The 17,007-nt window shown below is 67.0% G+C and carries 17 protein-coding genes, 2 pseudogenes and 1 riboswitch; of the genes and pseudogenes, 6 read left to right on the top strand and 13 right to left on the bottom strand.

Going from position 1 to position 17,007, the window contains the following annotated elements; translation table 11 throughout:
• Positions 1–11 precede the first annotated feature (11 nt).
• The 5 genes and pseudogenes from ACUDAL_RS02715 to ACUDAL_RS02695 all read right to left on the bottom strand — a co-directional run bounded on the left by ACUDAL_RS02715 (position 12) and on the right by ACUDAL_RS02695 (position 4,519).
• Positions 12–1,776, bottom strand: a pseudogene (locus ACUDAL_RS02715) (SulP family inorganic anion transporter).
• A gap of 9 nt (positions 1,777–1,785) precedes the next feature.
• The gene (locus tag ACUDAL_RS02710) at positions 1,786–2,655 is read right to left on the bottom strand and encodes an MBL fold metallo-hydrolase (protein WP_444679293.1); all 870 of its coding nucleotides are present in this window, start codon (positions 2,653–2,655) and stop codon (positions 1,786–1,788) included.
• 183 nt (positions 2,656–2,838) lie between these two features.
• Positions 2,839–3,030, bottom strand: a complete 192-nt coding sequence (locus tag ACUDAL_RS02705; protein WP_444677055.1) for a YgaP family membrane protein — start codon at positions 3,028–3,030, stop codon at positions 2,839–2,841.
• On the bottom strand, positions 3,027–3,173 hold the full coding sequence (locus ACUDAL_RS02700) for a hypothetical protein (protein WP_444677054.1): 147 nt from the start codon (positions 3,171–3,173) through the stop codon (positions 3,027–3,029). Before ACUDAL_RS02700 ends, ACUDAL_RS02705 begins: the two co-directional genes overlap by 4 nt.
• A gap of 38 nt (positions 3,174–3,211) precedes the next feature.
• The gene (locus ACUDAL_RS02695) at positions 3,212–4,519 is read right to left on the bottom strand and encodes an MBL fold metallo-hydrolase RNA specificity domain-containing protein (RefSeq protein ID WP_444677053.1); all 1,308 of its coding nucleotides are present in this window, start codon (positions 4,517–4,519) and stop codon (positions 3,212–3,214) included.
• Between the two features lie 387 nt (positions 4,520–4,906).
• A riboswitch (cyclic di-GMP riboswitch) is annotated at positions 4,907–4,981 on the top strand.
• A 106-nt stretch (positions 4,982–5,087) separates the two neighbouring features.
• Between ACUDAL_RS02695 and ACUDAL_RS02690 the strand changes: the two genes are divergently transcribed.
• Both ACUDAL_RS02690 and ACUDAL_RS02685 read left to right on the top strand, forming a co-directional pair.
• Complete coding sequence (locus ACUDAL_RS02690) at positions 5,088–5,336, top strand: hypothetical protein (protein WP_444677052.1); 249 nt, start codon at positions 5,088–5,090, stop codon at positions 5,334–5,336.
• A 29-nt stretch (positions 5,337–5,365) separates the two neighbouring features.
• Positions 5,366–6,352, top strand: a complete 987-nt coding sequence (locus ACUDAL_RS02685) for a calcium-binding protein (RefSeq protein ID WP_444677051.1) — start codon at positions 5,366–5,368, stop codon at positions 6,350–6,352.
• 90 nt (positions 6,353–6,442) lie between these two features.
• On the opposite strand, the gene glyA is transcribed toward ACUDAL_RS02685, so the two are convergent.
• From glyA to ACUDAL_RS02655, 6 genes and pseudogenes are all read right to left on the bottom strand, one after another.
• Positions 6,443–7,708, bottom strand: a complete 1,266-nt coding sequence (glyA, locus tag ACUDAL_RS02680) for a serine hydroxymethyltransferase (RefSeq protein ID WP_444677050.1) — start codon at positions 7,706–7,708, stop codon at positions 6,443–6,445.
• Between the two features lie 122 nt (positions 7,709–7,830).
• A complete protein-coding gene (locus ACUDAL_RS02675) occupies positions 7,831–8,451 on the bottom strand; it encodes a hypothetical protein (RefSeq protein WP_444677049.1) in 621 nt (206 codons plus the stop codon).
• Complete coding sequence (locus ACUDAL_RS02670) at positions 8,412–8,663, bottom strand: hypothetical protein (RefSeq protein WP_444677048.1); 252 nt, start codon at positions 8,661–8,663, stop codon at positions 8,412–8,414. Before ACUDAL_RS02670 ends, ACUDAL_RS02675 begins: the two co-directional genes overlap by 40 nt.
• Complete coding sequence (locus ACUDAL_RS02665) at positions 8,648–9,238, bottom strand: hypothetical protein (RefSeq protein ID WP_444677047.1); 591 nt, start codon at positions 9,236–9,238, stop codon at positions 8,648–8,650. Before ACUDAL_RS02665 ends, ACUDAL_RS02670 begins: the two co-directional genes overlap by 16 nt.
• Positions 9,239–9,342: 104 nt before the next feature.
• A pseudogene (locus tag ACUDAL_RS02660) lies at positions 9,343–11,965 on the bottom strand (ABC transporter permease).
• Positions 11,962–12,714 carry an ABC transporter ATP-binding protein gene (locus ACUDAL_RS02655; RefSeq protein ID WP_444677046.1) on the bottom strand — a complete coding sequence of 251 codons (753 nt, stop codon included), beginning with the start codon at positions 12,712–12,714 and terminating at the stop codon, positions 11,962–11,964. Before ACUDAL_RS02655 ends, ACUDAL_RS02660 begins: the two are co-directional and overlap by 4 nt.
• Between ACUDAL_RS02655 and ACUDAL_RS02650 the strand changes: the two genes are divergently transcribed.
• Complete coding sequence (locus tag ACUDAL_RS02650; RefSeq protein WP_444677045.1) at positions 12,713–13,381, top strand: arylesterase; 669 nt, start codon at positions 12,713–12,715, stop codon at positions 13,379–13,381. The two genes, ACUDAL_RS02655 and ACUDAL_RS02650, sit on opposite strands and share 2 nt — an antisense overlap.
• Here the strand turns inward: ACUDAL_RS02650 and ACUDAL_RS02645 are convergent.
• Both ACUDAL_RS02645 and ACUDAL_RS02640 read right to left on the bottom strand, forming a co-directional pair.
• Positions 13,372–14,259: a DMT family transporter gene (locus ACUDAL_RS02645; protein ID WP_444677044.1), complete on the bottom strand. Its 888-nt coding sequence runs from the start codon at positions 14,257–14,259 to the stop codon at positions 13,372–13,374. The genes ACUDAL_RS02650 and ACUDAL_RS02645 overlap by 10 nt on opposite strands.
• Positions 14,260–14,285: 26 nt before the next feature.
• On the bottom strand, positions 14,286–14,555 hold the full coding sequence (locus ACUDAL_RS02640; protein WP_444677043.1) for a SelT/SelW/SelH family protein: 270 nt from the start codon (positions 14,553–14,555) through the stop codon (positions 14,286–14,288).
• Positions 14,556–14,609: 54 nt separating this feature from the next.
• On the opposite strand from ACUDAL_RS02640, the gene ACUDAL_RS02635 reads away from it, so the two are divergent.
• From ACUDAL_RS02635 to ACUDAL_RS02625, 3 genes are all read left to right on the top strand, one after another.
• Positions 14,610–15,926, top strand: coding sequence for an MFS transporter (locus ACUDAL_RS02635; RefSeq protein ID WP_444677042.1), 1,317 nt, complete (start codon positions 14,610–14,612; stop codon positions 15,924–15,926).
• Positions 15,927–16,039: 113 nt separating this feature from the next.
• Positions 16,040–16,474: a PAS domain-containing protein gene (locus ACUDAL_RS02630; RefSeq protein WP_444677041.1), complete on the top strand. Its 435-nt coding sequence runs from the start codon at positions 16,040–16,042 to the stop codon at positions 16,472–16,474.
• Between the two features lie 291 nt (positions 16,475–16,765).
• A complete protein-coding gene (locus ACUDAL_RS02625) occupies positions 16,766–16,978 on the top strand; it encodes a PA3496 family putative envelope integrity protein (RefSeq protein WP_444677040.1) in 213 nt (70 codons plus the stop codon).
• Positions 16,979–17,007 lie beyond the last annotated feature (29 nt).

Here is a 17,007-nt window from a genome sequence, read left to right as displayed (position 1 = left end):
CAAAGTCAGGATTAGGTGGGGATTTCCGCCGTGCCCCGTGCGACCTGGCCGCAGCGGCTCCCCAGTGCCGTGTTGTCGCGCAGCGCGCGCCAGGCGTCGTAGGTGCTCAGGAAGACCTGCCCGGTCAGGGCTTGGCAGAAGGCGGTGTGCTGCAGGCGGTCCATCACCGGCCCCTTCACCTCGGCCAGGTGCAGGCGCACGCTGGCGTCCTTCAGGCGCGCATTGATCGCCTCCAGGCTCTCCAGCGCCGAGTCGTCGATCACGTTCACCGCCTGGCAGGCCAGCACGATGTGCTCGAGGCCCGGCTGGCGCGCGGCAAGCTCCATCACGGTGTCCTCCAGGTAGCGCGCATTGGCGAAATAGAGGCTTTCGTCGACCCGCAGGATCGCCAGGCGCGGGTCGGTCTCGACCCGGTGCCGCTGCACGTTGCGAAAGTGCTCGGTGCCCGGCACGCGGCCCACGATCGCGCTGTGCGGGCGACTGGTGTAGTAGAGGTGCAGCGCCAGCGAGAGCCCCACCCCGGCCAGGATGCCGCTTTCCACCCCGTGCGCCAGGGTAACGCCGAGGGTGGCCAGCATGGCGGCCGCATCGCAGCGCGAGTAGGCCCAGGTCCGCTTGATGGCCGGCAGGTCCACCAGCGAGAGCACCGCCACGATGATGGTCGCGGCCAGGGTGGCGATGGGCAGGTACGCGATCAGCGGCGTCAGCAGCAGCGCCGCCAGGGCGATGCCCACCGCGGTGAAGGCCCCAGCCGCCGGCGTTTCGGCACCGGCGTCGAAGTTGACCACCGACCGGGCGAAGCCCCCGTCACCGGCATTCCCCCGGTGAAGGACGCGGCGATATTGGAGGTGCCCAGCCCCACCAGCTCCTGGTCCGGGTCGATACGCTGGCGCCGCTTGGCGGCCAGGGTCTGGCCCACCGAGACCGACTCGACGAAACCGACGAGGCTGATCAGCAGTGCCGCCATGAACAGCTCGCGCCACAGCCCGATGTCGCCACCGGGGAGGGTGAGCGGCGGCAGGCCCGCCGGCACCGTCCCCACCACGGCCACCCCGAGGGCATCGAGCCCCAGCCCCCAGGTCGCCAGGGTGGTCACGAGCACGGCGAGGATCGGCGCGGCCTTGGTCAGCATGTCCGCCGGGCGTGGCGCCACCCCCAGGCGCAGCAAGGCCGGCTTCAGCCAGCGGCGTGCCGCATACAAGAACGCCAGCACGCCAAGCCCGATCGCCAGCGTCGGGCCGTTGAACCCAGGGACGCTGCCGGCCAGGCTTGTCGCCAGTTCCAGCAGGTTGTGGCCGGAGGCCTCCACGCCCAGCACGTGCTTGAGCTGGCTGGCCGCGATGATCAGCCCCGAGGCGGTGATGAACCCCGAGATCACCGGATGGCTCAGGAAGTTGGCCAGAAAACCCAGCCGCGCCAGCCCCATCAGCGTGAGGATCAGCCCCGACAGCAGCGCCAGCACCAGGGCGGCACCCAGGTACTCGGGCGAACCCTGGGGGCGACCTGGCCCACCGCGGCTGCGGTCATCAGCGACACCACCGCTACCGGCCCCACCGCCAGGGTTCGGCTGGTGCCGAACACGGCGTAGGCCAGCAGCGGGGCAATGCTGGCGTAGAGGCCGACTTCCGGCGGCAGCCCGGCCAGCATGGCGTAGGCCAGCGACTGCGGAATCAGCATGATCGTGACGATCACCGCCGCCAGCAGGTCGCGGGACAGGGCGAGCCGGCCGTAGCCGGGCAGCCACTGCAGGATCGGGAAGTAGCGCTTCGGGTTCATGCCGCGTCCTCAGAACCGGTTGATCGGCACCTTGAGGTAGACCTGGCCGTTCTCCTCGGGCGGCGGCAGGTGCCCGGCGCGCATGTTCACCTGCACCGACGGCAGGATCAGCTTCGGCATGTCGAGGGTTTCATCGCGCTCGGTGCGCATCTTGACGAACTCATCCTCGCTGATGCCTTCGTGGACATGCACGTTGTGCGCACGCTGCTCGGCCACGCTGGTGACGTGGCGATACTCCTCCCGGCCAGGCGCCTTGTAGTCATGGCACAGGAAAAGGCGCGTCTCGTCCGGCAGCGCCAGCACCTTCTGGATGGAGCGGTAGAGCGTGCGGGCATCGCCGCCAGGGAAATCGCAGCGGGCGGTGCCGTAGTCGGGCATGAACAGGGTGTCGCCGACGAAGGCGGCATCGCCGATCACATAGGTCAGGCACGCCGGGGTATGCCCCGGGGTATGCAGCACGCGCCCTTCCAGGCTACCGATGGCGAAGGTATCGCCCTCTTCGAACAGGCGGTCGAACTGGCTGCCGTCGCGGGCGAACTCGCTGCCGGCGTTGAAGGCCTTGCCGAAGATCTCCTGCACCTCGACGATCCTGGCGCCGATGCCGGTCTTGCCGCCCAGCGCCTCGTGAAGGTAGGGCGCGGCGGAAAGGTGGTCGGCATGTACGTGGGTTTCGAGAATCCACTCGACGGTGAGCCCCTCGTGCCGGATGAAGGCGATGATCTCATCGGCCGAACGCACGTCGGTGCGACCGGCGGCGTAGTCGAAGTCCAGCACCGAGTCGAGGATGGCGCAGGCCTTGCTATCCGGGTCTTGCACCACATAGCTGAAGGTGTTGGTGGGCTCGTCGAAGAAGGCGGTGACGATGGGGCTTGCAGACATGGGTTGGGTCATGGGTCGCTCCTCCATAAAAAATGGGCCACTCATGGAGACAGCTTATCATGGAATTGGTTCTAACGTTATTCTATATAGAAATATTACGAATGCAGATATGGACGAAATGAGCATGCCTAGTACGACGAAGCCCGCTGCAGGAGCGGGCTTCGTTGTAAAGGCACGTGTGCCTCAGCGCTTCAGCTTGCAGGTATTGATACCCAGCAGCTGGTACGCGGGGCAGAAGTTGAACAAGCCGGTGGCCAGCGGCAGCACACCGATCCAGCCCCAGGCGCCGATGACGCCCGTGATGGCCAGGCCGATCAATACGGCACCAACCACGATCCGCAGGATCTTGTCGATACCGCCTACGTTGGTCTTCATGCGATGCACCTCACAAGGTTGGCGTTCAGAAGCTGAACAAGGCTCTTCGGATCGCGCATCATTTCGGCGATCGTCCCAGCGGCCAGAATCAGGGTCGTCTTGATTTTAGAATACTGCACGAACCCCTTGCCGACCTGCGGCAAGGTCGCAGCTTGATTTGCATCAAGCCATAGGAAGGGCGTTAGAGTATCACCTGGTCACCGAAGGCAGGCACTTCGGCGTCGATGCCGCTTTCGGCCAGGGCGGCCTTGAGCACCGCCTGGGCCATTGGCTCACCGTGCACCAGGTAGAAGCGCGGCTGGTTGCGGAAGGCACCGGCCCAGCCGATCAGCTGGCTCTGCCCGGCATGGGCTGAGAAGCCGCCGATAGTATGCAGCCTGGCCTTCACCTGCAGCTCCTTGCCCAGCACCCGCACCTTCTCGGCCCCATCGACCAGCTGGCGGCCCAGCGTGCCGGCGGCCTGGAACCCGACAATCACCAGGCGGGTATTGGGCTTCTCCAGGTTATAGCGGAAGTGATGCACGATACGCCCGCCGCTGCACATGCCGGCCCCAGCGATGATGATCGCTCCACCATGGATGCGGTTGATCGCCATCGACTCCTCCACCGTGCGGGTCATTCGCAGGATCGGCAGGTAGCGGCTGATGTCGCCGCTAGCAGCGATGTTGAGCACCTTGAGGTCGTCGGGGTCCAGCCACTTGCGCGCCCGCTGGTAGAGCTCGGTGACCTTGATCGCCATGGGGCTGTCGAGAAAGACCATCTGTTGGCGGAGCCGGCCCTCGTGGTAGAGCACGCTGAGGTGATAGAGAATCTCCTGGGTACGCCCCACGGCGAAGGCGGGAATCAATACGTTGCCACCCGCCTCATGGGCCTCCTCCAGCACCTTGGCGAACTCCGCGAGGGTCTCCTCAAGGGGGCGATGGTCTCGGTCGCCGTAGGTGCTCTCCATCAGTACCAGGTCGGCTTCGTAGAGCTTTTCCGGCTCTTTCATCAGCACCGAGCTGGGGTTGCCCAGATCGCCGGAAAACACTAGCCGCTTCGTCTGCCCCCCGGAAGGAATCGCCAGTTCGACAATCGCCGAACCCAGGATATGGCCCGCATCGCGGAATACCAGCGTCACGCCCCCGGGTAGTTGAACGGGCTGGCCATAGCCCTGCGACTTGCACCGTCTCAGGGTGTGCTCCACGTCCTCCATCTCGTAAAGAGGTTCGATCAGCGGTTTGTCGTTGCGCTTGCGCCACTTGTTCTCCCATTCGACGTCCTTGGCCTGGATGAAGGCGGCATCCGCCAGCATGATGTCGAGCAGGTCGCGCGTTCCTCGAGTGCAGTAGATGGGGCCGTCGTAGCCCTCGCGGACCAGCTTGGGCAGCAGCCCGGCATGGTCGAGATGGCCATGGGAGATGACCACCGCATCGAGCTGTTTCGCCAGGCCGGCGAAAGACGCCTCGTTGGCTTCGTCCGCCTCCTTGCCCCCTGGTGGAGGCCGCATTCCAGCAGTATTCGGTAGGTTCGCTCCGCCCCTCGACCTCGATCAGGTAACGAGAGCCGGTGACCTCCCCCACGGCACCTTGAAACGTCAACGTCGACATCATCCCTTCCTTATCAGAGCCCTGCGGGTTCTGGTGAGGATACCCCAATGCCATCATCTTGCTACCGGCAAAAACATGGCCTCGGTCAACCCTTGGGACGGTTAGCGTGACACACCTCACACACAGCCTATGAGCGCTCTACTGCCAGGCCGACCCCTTTTCACCAACAGCTTACAAGCGAAAGCGTAACTCTCACCCCACTTCGATGTTGCAAAACTTTACAAACGGGCAAATGATTGTGCCAGGGCCAACCTGCAGCAGCAGCCAGGCCCTTCGCAATGCTGCGCCAACAGTACCGCCAAACCTGCAGTGATGCAGGGACGGAAAGCCACGGGTCTCACCGAGACAGCCAGGCTGCCTGAAAAGGGCGCCTTGAAAAATGAAGAAAAATACAAGGCGGCGGACGGGCATCGAGTCGACTCATGCCTGTTTCACCTGTACGCATCAGGCATATGAGGATCTAACGAAATGACTTCCTTTTCAGCGTTTCTCGGCGACACCTCGCTGGCTAGCCAAAACGTCTTCTCCAAGGAATACACGGCGTGGCTCAGCGGCGTCGTACTCGACGACCCAGGCGTCATCGCCTGGCTGCAGACCCAGCTCGACGACGGCCAGCTCGAGGCCTTCCAGCAAGGCGAGTTTAAGGTAGAGCTCAATCAAAACAGCACCGACGGTGCCCCTATCTCACTTTCGGTGAGCTTGGCAGCTACGCCCTGACAGACCTGTTCAGCGGCGACAAGAGCTCCATGGAATGGACGAAGGGAAAGGCCACCCAAGAGCGCTGGTTCTTCGAAAGCTATTCCGTGCCCGGCGGCGAGGCTGAGAATCAGGCGCCGACCGATATTCGGTTGACCCTGGACCTGGATTTTGCTCAAGCCTTGTCGGGCTCGAACCCGAACGACAAGACACCGACAGGCACCATCATCGGTAGCCTCTCCGCTGTCGATCCCGATGCGGGAGATACCCACAGCTTCCAGATCGTCGGCGGGGACGATCGCTTCGAGATCGTCCAGGGCGACCAGTTGAAGCTGAAGGACGGCGCCGCCATCAGCGAAAACGATGGCACGCTGGAAGTCACCATCGAAGTGACGGACAGCGAGTTCAATACCTACTACGAAACCTTCACCTTCACCGCGGGTTCAGCGGGCCAAGGCGGACCGTCGCGCGATAACGAGATTTCAGGCACCGAAGCCTCGGGAGACGGCCAGGAAGCAAGCCCGGTACTTGGCGACGATGTCATCTTCGGGTTCCGTGGAGAAGACACCCTCCAGGGCGGCAGCGGCGACGATATCCTGATCGGCGGCCATGGGAACGACATCCTGATCGGCGGAGCAGGCAACGACCAGCTGTTTGGCGGCAACGGCAGCGATACGCTCATCGGCGGCGCCGGCGACGACATCCTCTGGGGCGGCGCGGGCGCCGATACTTTCAAATGGATGCTGAACGACCAGGGCAGCGTTGACGCTCCCGCCGTCGATACGGTCATGGACTTCAGCAAGGTGGAAGGCGACAAGATCGACCTCAAGGACCTGCTAGGTGGCGATGCCGAGCTGCTCTTCACCGAAGTGGACGGCAAGGCCGAACTGCATATCGCAACCCAGGGCAGCGGCGTCGATCAGAAGATCGTTTTCGACAACGCCTCGCTTGCCGACCTGCAGCAAGCCTTCGGTGCCGCGGATGCAGCCAGCCTGGTGAACCACATGATCGAAAGCGGCAATCTTATCGTCGACTAAGCCAGCGGCTTGGCTTTCACTTTCGCGCATCAACAAAACGCCCCGCACCGTCTTCACGGTGCGGGGCGTGTCTTTCCAGAAGCTGGATGATCAGCGATAGACCGGGAAGCGCGCGCAGACGGCCTCGACCTTGCCCTTCACCTCGCCTTCAATACCAGCGGTATCCTCGCCCTTGGCCATGGTATCGAGAATGTCGCAGATCCAGCCGGCCAGGTCGCGGCACTCGGCTTCGCCAAAGCCACGCGTGGTCACGGCCGGGGTGCCGATGCGCAGGCCGGAGGTGACGAAAGGACTCTGCGGGTCGCCGGGCACGGCGTTCTTGTTGACGGTAATGTGGGCGCGACCCAGGGCGGCGTCCGCGTCCTTGCCGGTCAGGCCCTGCTTGATCAGCGAAAGCAGGAACAGGTGGTCCTCGGTACCGCCGGACACCACGTCGTAGCCGCGCTCGATGAACACGCCGGCCATGGTCTGGGCGTTCTTCACCACCTGCTGCTGGTAGCGCTTGAAGCCAGGCTCCATGGCTTCCTTGAAGCACACCGCCTTGGCGGCGATGACGTGCTCCAGCGGGCCGCCCTGGCCACCGGGGAACACGGCGGACTGCAGCTTCTTCTCGATCTCGGCGTCGCCCTCGGCGGAGAGGATCAGGCCGCCACGCGGGCCACGCAGGGTCTTGTGGGTAGTGGTGGTGACCACGTGGGCGTGGGGCAGCGGGCTCGGGTAGATGCCGGCGGCCACCAGGCCGGCGATGTGGGCCATGTCGACCAGCAGATAGGCGCCCACCTCGTCGGCGATCTCGCGGAACTTGCTCCAGTCGATGATCTGGGAGTAGGCCGAGAAGCCGGCGATGATCATTTTGGGCTGGTGCTCGCGGGCCAGGCGTGCGACTTCCGCGTAATCGATGCGCCCGCTCTCGTCGATGCCGTACTGCACGGCATTGTAGTGCTTGCCGGAGAAGTTGGGCTTGGCGCCGTGAGTCAGGTGACCGCCGGCGTCGAGGCTCATGCCCAGCACGGTATCGCCCGGCTTGACCAGCGCCTGGAACACGGCGCTGTTGGCCTGTGAGCCGGAGTGTGGCTGCACGTTGGCGTAGCTGGAGCCGAACAGCTGGTTGGCGTAGTCGATGGCCAGCTGCTCGACGATGTCGACGTACTCGCAGCCGCCATAGTAACGCTTGCCGGGGTAGCCTTCCGCGTACTTGTTGGTCAGCTGGCTGCCCTGGGCCTCGAGCACGCGGGGGCTGGCGTAGTTTTCGGAGGCGATCAGCTCGATGTGAGCCTCCTGGCGCGCGACTTCCTTCTGCATCGCATCGAACAGGGCATCATCGAAACCGGCAATCGTCATGTCACGGCTGAACATCGGCGGAAAACCTCGTATCACGGGGAGAGTCAGATGCGCCATGATACCCCAGCCCATGACGCCTTTCACATGAAAGGCCATCATGGTGGGTTGCAGAAATACTCAAGCGAGGTTTAGCCGCTTCAGCGGGTCTCGACGCTCACCTGGAGCCGGGCGGGCAGGCCGAGCGGGTCGTCAAGCCAGCTGGCCAGCTGGCTCTCGGGCGGCAGCGTCAGGCGCAGCTCCAGCTCCTCGGCGCTGCCCTCCAGCAGGCTCACCAACCCCAGCAGCAGCTCCCGCACTTCGGGGCCGAACATCATGCCGAAGCCCTGGGCCTGGGTGCGTGCCTGCTCGATGTACTGGGCTTCGGTGACGCCTTCGAATGCCGCACCCAGGGTCGCCAGGCGCGTGAACAGGCCGCCATCGGCGAGATTCAGGCGCAGGTCGCCGCCCAGCAGCGTGGCCGCTTCCAGCCACTCCAGGTCGGCAAACAGGTCGGCGGGCGCGACCCCGTCGGGCAGGACCAGCGGCAGACGAACGTCGAAGGCCAGCCGCAGGGCGTCCCGCACGCTGAGCTGGCTGTCGCTGACCAGCACGCCATGCTCGCCCTGGGCCTGCCAGTTGGCCAGGAAGGCGGCGTCCAGCCGCAGCTCGCCGCTACCGTCGGTGAGCACGTTGCTGATCATGCGCAGCTGGGTGCGCTCCTCTTCCGGCGCCAGCGCGATCATTCGGGCCAGGTCGAGAAACAGCGATTCGACCTGCACGCCCCCTTGCCGTCGCTGAAGTCGCCGTCCATGTCCAGGCGTGCCAGAGAGGCGGCCAGCGAATCGGTCAGCAGATCGAGGCCACGCAGCTCGAGCCTGGCCAGCTGTTCGTCACCGTCGCTGTCCAGGCCGGTCAATCCCTCGATGCGCAGCGACTCGAGGGTGAAGGAGGCGCTGCCGAGCTCGTCGACCTCGCTCAGCGTGCCCGCCACCCCGGCCACCTCGAACAGTTCGATAGCGGTGCCGGACAGGGATTTGCCGCGCACGCTGTCGACGGTGAGGCGCCCTGGCCGCCGTACAGCGGAGTGGCATAGAACAGATCGTCGGCCAGCTCGGAGCCGAGATCGAGCGCGATGCCGTCGATGGCGAGGCTGCCGATGCGCACCGCTTCGGCGGCCAGCGCGTCGTCCAGGGCGAAGACGGCGCGCGAGGGCTCGCCCAACACGATGCGCTCGGCGCTCATTAGCGTGAAGTCGGTCAACGCATCCTCGAGGCGCAGGCCTTCCAGCGTGACCTCGTCGGGTCGGTCGTAGTCGCCGCTGACCACGTAGCGGTCGATGAGCAGCCGCTCGCCTTCCGGCGTCTCGAAGCGAATGTCGTGGGCGCTGAGGCGCGAGCGCAGCAGCGCGCTGGAGACGTCGCCGATGGCCAGCGTTCCGTGGGCCCCGAACATGGCGCGCAGGTCGGCTTCCAGCCGCTTGGCATCGGCCGCCGCCAGGTTGGGCGCCACCAGCATGACCGCAGCGAGAGCGAGGCCGAACCTCGCCCTCTGATAGGGTGCCTTCATTGACGCCACCTCCCGTTCGACGTCGGTTGAGCGATACGGGAGGCGCAGCCGCACTCCCTTACCGACTGTAACAGATCGCTCGTGAGCGCGGCGACGCCGAAGGCCTATGTCTCACCCAGCAGCCCCAGGCTTGCCGCCGGGGCCTGGCGGCGCAGGCTGCGCGACAGCAGGTGGCCGATGGTGCCGATCAGCAGCGCTCCACCTAACGGCAGCACCACCCACAGCCACAGGTGCAGGCGCGGCGGCAGATCGAGCCAGAGCGCATAGATGCCGGCGCTGGCCAATTCGGCCAGCAGCGCCCCCATCAGCCCGCTGGCCAGCCCGAGAATGGCGAATTCGGCCCCTGCACCCGCGAGATCAAGCGGCTCCCGGCACCGAACACCCGCAGCAGGCCGCTCTCGTGGGCGCGGGCCGGGCGGCTGGCGGTCAGGGCGGCATACAGCACGCTGACTCCGGCCAGTAGTACCAGCAGCAGCACCAGTTCCACGGCGCGGGTCACCTGGGTGATCACCTCGCGAACCTGTGCCAGGATGGCATCCACGTTGAGCAGCGAGACCCCCGGGAATTCCTGCACCAGTCGGCGCAGGGTGTCGCCGCGGTCGCCGTCGAGATGGAAGGCGGTGATGTAGCTGTGGCCGAAGCGTTCCAGCACCTCGGGTGGGAAGATGACGAAGAAGTTGGGCCGGAAGCTGTCCCAGTCCAGGTCACGCAGGCTGGTGATCTCGCCGACCACCTCCTCGCTGCCGATGGTGAAGGTGAGCCGGTCGCCCAGCGACAGGCCGAGGCGTTCGGCCAGCCCCTGCTCGACCGAGATCGGTGCCAGAGCCGCCTCCGCCGCCACCTCACCCACCCAGCCTGGCTGCGCTTGAGCATCGACAGGCCCCTGGTCAGGCGCTGCGAACCATTGCCCCGCCACCACCCGGTTGCCTTCCGGCAGCTCGGCCTGCCAGGTCAGGTTGAGCTCGCGGCGCAGCGAGTTGTCGCCCCGTGACTCGGGCGGCACCACCTCGCGCGGGGGCTGGTCGTTGATCGCCGTCAGGCGGCCGCGCACCATCGGATAGAGCGCGGTGCGGTCATCCGCCGCGGCGTCGAGCACCGCCATGAAGTCGGTCCGCTCAGCGGGCTGGATGTTGATGGCAAAGTAGTTCGGCGTGTCGTCGGGGAGCTGGTCCTGCCAGGTGGCCAGCAGGTCGCCGCGCACCAGGGCGATCATCGCCATGGCAAAGAAGGTCACCGCGAAGGCCAGCAGCTGCCCGAGACTGGCGCTGCGGCGGCGGGCCAGCTGGCGCCCCCCAGGCGCAGCGCCTGGTACAGCTCGCCTTGCCGGCCGCCACGCTGCGGCAGGCGGGCCGCCAGGCGCAGCACCAGGCCGAGCAGTAGCGCACCGAGCCCCCACAGCACCAGCAGCATGACCAGCCCTCCCACCAGCAGCGCCGCGGCCAGCCCCGGGTCGCCGGAATAGAGCCACAGCAGGGCGCCGAACACCAGGCTGGCCACCAGTACCACCAGCCAGGCCGACGCCGGCAGCGGGTCGAGCTCGCGGCGCAGCACCTTCAGCGCACTCACCCGCTTGAGGCGCAGCAGGGTCGGCCCGGCAAACCCCACCAGCACGGCCAGCGCGGTCAGCACGCCAAGCCACAGCGGCAGCATGCCGGGCGACGGCAGGTCGAGCGGCAGGAAGGTGGCCAGCAGCGCCAGCAGCGCCGCCTGCCCCACCAGCCCCAGCAGCGCACCCAGCGCCGAGGCGGCCAGCGCCAGCCACAGCAGCTGCAGCGCGAACAGCCGCGTGAGGTCGCGCTGGGTGGCACCGAAGCAGCGCAGCAGCGCGGCGGTATCGAGGTGTCGCTCCACGTAGCGGCGGGTGGCCATGGCCACCGCCACCCCGGCCAGCAGCACCGCCGCCAGTCCGGCCAGGCTCAGGTAGCGCTCGGCACGCTCCAGCGCATTGCCGAGCTGCGGCCGGTCGAGCCGCACGTCGCGCACCTCGACGCCGTCGCGGGACAGCTCGCGCAGGCGCGGCGCCAGCGCGTCGAGTATCGCCAGGTCGCCCGCACCCAGCAGCGTGTGGCTGACCCTGGCCCCCGGCTGCACGAGATTGCTGGCCGCCAGGTCGTCGACGTGGATCATCAGCCGCGGGTTGAAGTTGCTGAAGCCGCCCTGCTGGTCGGGCTCGCGTTCAATGAAGCCAGCAACGACCAGCTCGGTCTCGCCGACCTGGATACGGTCGCCAAGTTCGGCCTCCAGCAGCAGCCCCAGGCGCGGCGCCAGCCATGCCTCACCCGGGGCCGGGCCGCGCGCCACCACGTCGACGCCTTGGCCCAGGTCGACATGCACCCCGCCGTAGAGCGGGTAGCGGTCGTCCACCGCCTTCAAGCTCGCCGGCTGGAAGGCGCTGCCGTGGCTGACCATGGTCACCATGCCGACCTGGTCGCTCAGGATCAGCCCGGCCTCCTCCAGGGTGCGACGCAGCTCGGCATCGAAGGGGCGGCCCTGCTCGAGCACCAGGTCGCCGCCGAGCAGCTGCCCCGCCTGGCGAGTCAGGCCGCGGTCGAGCCGGTCGAGGAAGAAGCCGATCATGGTGGAGGCCGCCACGGCCAGGGCCAGGGCCACGAACAGGGCGCGCACGTCGCCGGCACGCAGGTCGCGCAGCAGGCCGCGGGTCGACAGCCGCAGCAGCTGGTGCGGCGCGGCGCCATTGGCGGAAACAGCGGTGTGGCCTGCGGTCATGCTTCCACCTCGCTGCGATCGAGCTCTACCAGCCGCCCCTCCTCGAGGCGCAGGCAGCGGTCGCAGCGGCGCGCCAGGGCATGGTCATGAGTCACCAGGATCAGCGTGGTGCCGGCTTCATGGTTGAGCTGGAACAGCAGCTCGATGATCCTGGCCCCGGTGGTACGGTCGAGATTGCCGGTGGGCTCGTCGGCGAACACCAGCTCGGCGCCGGTCACAAAGGCCCGCGCCAGCGCCACGCGCTGTTGCTCGCCGCCGGAAAGCTGCTTGGGCAGGTGGTCGAAGCGTTCGCCCAGGCCCACCCTGGCCAGCCACTCCTTGGCCCGCAGCGTGGCGTCCGGCAGCGGCGAGAGCTCGAGCGGCAGCAGCACGTTTTCCAGCGCCGTGAGGGTGGGCAGCAGCTGGAAGTTCTGAAACACGAAGCCCACCCGGCCGGCGCGCAGCCGGGCGCGGCCATCCTCGTCGAGACTACCTAGCGATTCGCCGAACAGCGCCAGCTCACCCTGGCTCGGTTCGTCGAGGCCGGCCAACAGCCCGAGCAGGGTCGACTTGCCCGCGCCGCTCTGCCCGAGAATCGCCACGCTCTCGCCGGGGAACACGGAAAGGCTCAAGCCACTCAGAATGGTGAGCTGCCGTTCACCGCTGACCACCTGCTTGGCCAGGCCGGCGGCATGTAGAATCGGTGTGATCTTTCCAGCGACCGACGCGGTGCGCGTCGTGTTGTCATCTCGTGTAGAGGAGTGGGACATGGTGAAAGGCTTCCCTGTTCGTTGGCTGCAAAGCGCTTGGCTAATCGCCCTGCTATGGCTGTTGGCCGCGTCTCCGGCGCTGGCCGCGAATGCGCCGCGCATGCTGGTCATGGGCGACAGCCTGAGCGCCGCCTACGGGATCGACGCGCAGGCGGGCTGGGTCAGTCTGCTGCAAGCGCGGCTCGACGAAAAGGCAGAGGTGATCAATGCCAGCATCAGCGGCGAGACCAGCGGCGGCGGCGCCAGCCGCCTGCCCGCGCTTCTCCGACAGCACCAGCCCGACATCGTTCTGATCGAGCTGGGCGGCAACGATGGCCTGCGCGGCCTGCCGCCGCAGCAGATGGAGCGCAACCTGGCCAGCATGATCGAGGCCAGCCAGGCCAGCGGCGCCGAAGTGCTGCTGCTCGGTATCGACATCCCGCCCAACTACGGGCAAGCCTACCGCAGCGCCTTCACCGGGGTGTACACCCAGCTGGCCGAACGCTACGACGTTCCCCTGGTGCCCTTCCTGCTGGAAGGGGTGGCGCTGGAAGCAGGCATGATGCAGGCCGACGGCATCCACCCCACGGCGCAGGCACAGGCGGTGATCCTCGACAATGTCTGGCCGGCGCTCGAGCCGCTGCTGGAAGAGCACCGGGCCCAGCGGGGCGGCGCCGCTCAGGGCTGAGCGTCCGACGGGCTCCGCTGCCACTGCTGCAGGCCCAGCCCGGCGAGGATCAGCGCCAGGCCGGCCAGGGTGGAGGCGAGGATTGGCTCGCCTACCACCAGGTAGAGCAGCAGCAGCGACACCGGCGGTGAAAGGAAGATCAGGTTGGAGACCTTGGCCGTACGCGACACCCGGTGCATGGCGAGTTGCCACAGCACAAAGGCCACGCCCATCTCGAACAGGCCGACGTAGACCCCGGCGCCCAGGGCCGTCCAGCCGTGCCAGGTGAAGCCGGGGCCGACCAGCATCAGCAGCGTGAGCACCGGCAGCGCCACGGCAAAGTTCTGCCACTGGGCGACCAGCGGCGGGCGGGCGTCGCGCACGTTGAGCAGCCAGTAGAGCGCCCACAGCAGGGTCGAGGCCAGCGCCATTGCCACCCCCAGCGGGTCGGCGAAGGCCACGTCGAAGACCCGCCCGCGCGTGGCGATCACCCACACCCCGGCATAGGCCACCAGCCCCGCCGCCACGTCGGTGCGGGTCAGCCGCTGGCCGAGCAGCGGCACGGCGAGAAAGGCCATGGCCAGCGCCCAGGTGTAGTTGAGCGCCATGGCCTCCTGGCCGGGCAGCCGGTCGTAGGCGCCGAACAGCACCAGGTAGTAGGCCACCGGCTTCATCAGCCCGGCCCAGGCGGCGGTGCGCCAGCCATGGCGCAGGGCGTCGCCCAGCTGGCCCTGGCGCACCACCAGCGCCCCCATCAGCAGCCAGGACACTAGCGCCGCCAGCCACATCAGCTCCAGCGGCGACATGTAGCCCAGCGCCACCTTGAAGGCGGTGGCGACGGTCGACCACAGCGCCACCGCCCCCAGGCCGAAGAGCATCGCCTGACGGTCCTGACGCACTATCTCCACACTCGTCAGCGCCGTCCTCATCGATCGATATGGCCCAGATCGCGCTCGGGGTCGAGCCGGTCGCGCACCCGCTGCTTGAGCTGCTTCACGTCGGGGAAGCCGCCGTCGCGCTTGCGCTCCCATAGCGATTCGTCGTCGTAGAAGATCTCGAAGTAGCCGCCGTGGGAGGGTGCCAGGGCCACCTCCTCCAGCGCCTCGCCGAAAGTCGACAGCAGCTCCTGGGCGTACCAGGCGCTGCGCAGCAGCCAGTTGCACTGGGTGCAGTAATGAATACGGATACGTGACATGCCGAGCCCCTGTCGCAACAATGAAAAGCCGATGATAGCAGCCACGGAGCCGCCATGAGCGAACGCCAGATCAGCCAGTCCCGGCTGTACGAGTGGTTGACCGGCGACGACGACAGCCGCCTGTGCCAGGACATTCCCGAGGCCGCCTGCGACGAGCAGCCGCGCAACGCCCTGCTGCATGTGCTGGCGTCGCTCGGCAACAAGCTGGCCGATGAGCTTTCCAGCGCTCGCCTGGTACTGCCGTGGTTACTGGGAGTGATCGGCGCGCCGCTGTGGATGGTCGGCCTGCTGGTGCCGATCCGGGAAGCCGGCGCGCTGCTGCCGCAGCTGTTCGTGGCTGGCTTCATCCGCCTCAGACCGCAGCGCAAGTGGGCCTGGGTGGCCGGCGGGCTGCTGCAGGCCCTGGCGGCGGCGGGCCTGGCGCTGCTGGCGCTGTTCGGGCATGGCAGCGTCGGTGGCGCGCTGGTGCTGGCCACGCTGATGTCGCTCTCGCTGGCTCGCGGCATCTCCTCCATCGCCACCAAGGACGTGCTGGGCAAGACCATCGCCAAGCGCCGCCGCGGCCGCCTGATGGGCTGGAGCGGCAGCGTGGCGGGCGGCGTGACGCTGCTGGCCGGGGCGGTGCTGATGCTGTTCGACGACCGCCCCGGCGAGCTGGCCCTGGCCGCCCTGCTCGGCATCGCCGCGCTGGGCTGGTCGCTCAACGCCCTGTGCGCAGCACGCATTCGCGAGACGCCCGGCGCCGTGGAAGGCGGCGCCAGCCTCGCCGGCAGCCTGGCGCTGGGGCTGCGCCTGCTGCGCGACGACCGAGATTTTCTGCACTTCAACCTATCGCGCGCCCTGCTCATGGCCAGCGCTCTCGCCCTGCCCTACGTGGCCCTGCTCGGCCAGCAGCAGAGCGGCGCCGAACTGGGCGGGCTGGGGGTGCTGATCGTGGTCTCCGGCCTGGCCGGCATGGTGGCAAGTCCCGTCTGGGGCAAGCGCGCCGATGCCTCTAGCCGCCGGGTACTGCGCGACACGGGCCTTGGCACTGCAGCCTGCTGCCTGCTCGGCGTCGGCTTCGCCTGGCTGCCCGGCGCCTGGACTGCCACCGTATGGCCCTATGCCCTCGTCTATGCGCTGCTGGTAATCGTGCACGCCGGGGTGCGCCTGGGGCGCAAGACCTACCTGGTGGACATGGCCGGCCAGGACCGGCGGGCGCTGTACGTGGCGCTCTCCAACACCCTGACCGGGCTGCTCATGCTGGTCGTGGGCGGCGCGACCGGCCTGCTGGCACAGTTCCTCGGCACCCCCTGGCTGCTGGCCACGCTCGCGCTCATGGCGCTGGCCGCCGCCGCTAGCGCCGCCAGGCTGCGGGAAGTGCAGCAGTAGGCCTGCCAATGGCGTTGTCAAGCTGACGTGGGCTGGCCATGATATGGCATAGTGAAAAATCGTTAACGCGCCCAAGCAGGCAAACGCGCCAGCACCCGACAGGAAGGCCGTGCATGAAACGCAAACCTCTGATCAGCCCAGAACTGCTGGAGCGAATCGTCGATGCCTCCGAAGACGGCATCGTGGTCGCCGAGCAGGAGGGGGATGAAAACATCCTGATCTACGTGAACAAGGGCTTCGAAAGGCTTACCGGCTACAGCGCCGATGAGATTCTCTACCAGGACTGCCGCTTCCTGCAGAACGACGACCGCGACCAGCCCGGGCTGAACAACATCCGCCAGGCGCTGGCCGAGGGTCGCCCTTGCCGCGAGGTGCTGCGCAACTACCGCAAGGACGGCACCCTGTTCTGGAACGAGCTTTCGATCACCCCGGTCTACGACGCCGACGACAACCTGACCTACTACATCGGCGTACAGAAGGATGTCACCGAGCGCGTCGAGCTGCAGCTGAAGCTCGAGCGCCTCAGGCAGGAGCAGGGCTTCGAGTAGTGACGGCACACGCGGTGCGTCATGCTGTCGCACCCGCCGCGCCGCCGCGGACGTCCAGGCGCGGCGGGGCTGCCTGCCGCCTTGGCAACTTGAAGGTGCCGGCGCCGCAGGAGAAAGCCGCAGGAGAAAAAATCGCCCCGAGGGGTTGCACCGGCCTGACATGGACGATATATAGCCGTCAGGTGCCTTTCGGGCATCGATGGCGCTTCCCGTCCGTCGCTTCGGACAAGAAGCGGATGTGCGACATGTCGATCGCCACACGGTCGACGCCGGGCCATGGGAGGATTTCGCATGAGCCATGAACCCCTTGTCAGCGACGCTCACGAAGACGAGCAAGACTTTCTCGAAGCGGTCAACGACGACGATTATGTCCGCCCCCGGGCAACCAGCCGCGCCGACACGCTGCGTGCACGCCGCCGGGTCGAAGCCCTGCTGGAAGAGCGCCGCCTGAAGCGCGCCATCGAAGACGACTGGATGTCGCTTGGCGAGGAAGAGGAAGAGTAAGGCCTCGCACTCCCCCTGCCACGCCGTTT

Source organism: Halomonas sp. E19 (assembly GCF_052439355.1).
In the GTDB taxonomy this organism is placed as follows: domain Bacteria; phylum Pseudomonadota; class Gammaproteobacteria; order Pseudomonadales; family Halomonadaceae; genus Halomonas.
This window is presented reverse-complemented; position numbering and strand designations above follow the sequence as displayed.

Coding starts and splice junctions, on each gene's coding strand:
- ACUDAL_RS02710 (WP_444679293.1), bottom strand. CDS start 2,655: ATGTCTGCAAGCCCCATCGTCACCGCCTTCTTCGACGAGCCCACCAAC.
- ACUDAL_RS02705 (WP_444677055.1), bottom strand. CDS start 3,030: ATGAAGACCAACGTAGGCGGTATCGACAAGATCCTGCGGATCGTGGTT.
- ACUDAL_RS02695 (WP_444677053.1), bottom strand. CDS start 4,519: ATGCGGCCTCCACCAGGGGGCAAGGAGGCGGACGAAGCCAACGAGGCG.
- ACUDAL_RS02690 (WP_444677052.1), top strand. CDS start 5,088: ATGACTTCCTTTTCAGCGTTTCTCGGCGACACCTCGCTGGCTAGCCAA.
- ACUDAL_RS02685 (WP_444677051.1), top strand. CDS start 5,366: ATGGAATGGACGAAGGGAAAGGCCACCCAAGAGCGCTGGTTCTTCGAA.
- glyA (WP_444677050.1), bottom strand. CDS start 7,708: ATGTTCAGCCGTGACATGACGATTGCCGGTTTCGATGATGCCCTGTTC.
- ACUDAL_RS02665 (WP_444677047.1), bottom strand. CDS start 9,238: ATGAAGGCACCCTATCAGAGGGCGAGGTTCGGCCTCGCTCTCGCTGCG.
- ACUDAL_RS02650 (WP_444677045.1), top strand. CDS start 12,713: ATGGTGAAAGGCTTCCCTGTTCGTTGGCTGCAAAGCGCTTGGCTAATC.
- ACUDAL_RS02655 (WP_444677046.1), bottom strand. CDS start 12,714: ATGTCCCACTCCTCTACACGAGATGACAACACGACGCGCACCGCGTCG.
- ACUDAL_RS02640 (WP_444677043.1), bottom strand. CDS start 14,555: ATGTCACGTATCCGTATTCATTACTGCACCCAGTGCAACTGGCTGCTG.
- ACUDAL_RS02635 (WP_444677042.1), top strand. CDS start 14,610: ATGAGCGAACGCCAGATCAGCCAGTCCCGGCTGTACGAGTGGTTGACC.
- ACUDAL_RS02630 (WP_444677041.1), top strand. CDS start 16,040: ATGAAACGCAAACCTCTGATCAGCCCAGAACTGCTGGAGCGAATCGTC.
- ACUDAL_RS02625 (WP_444677040.1), top strand. CDS start 16,766: ATGAGCCATGAACCCCTTGTCAGCGACGCTCACGAAGACGAGCAAGAC.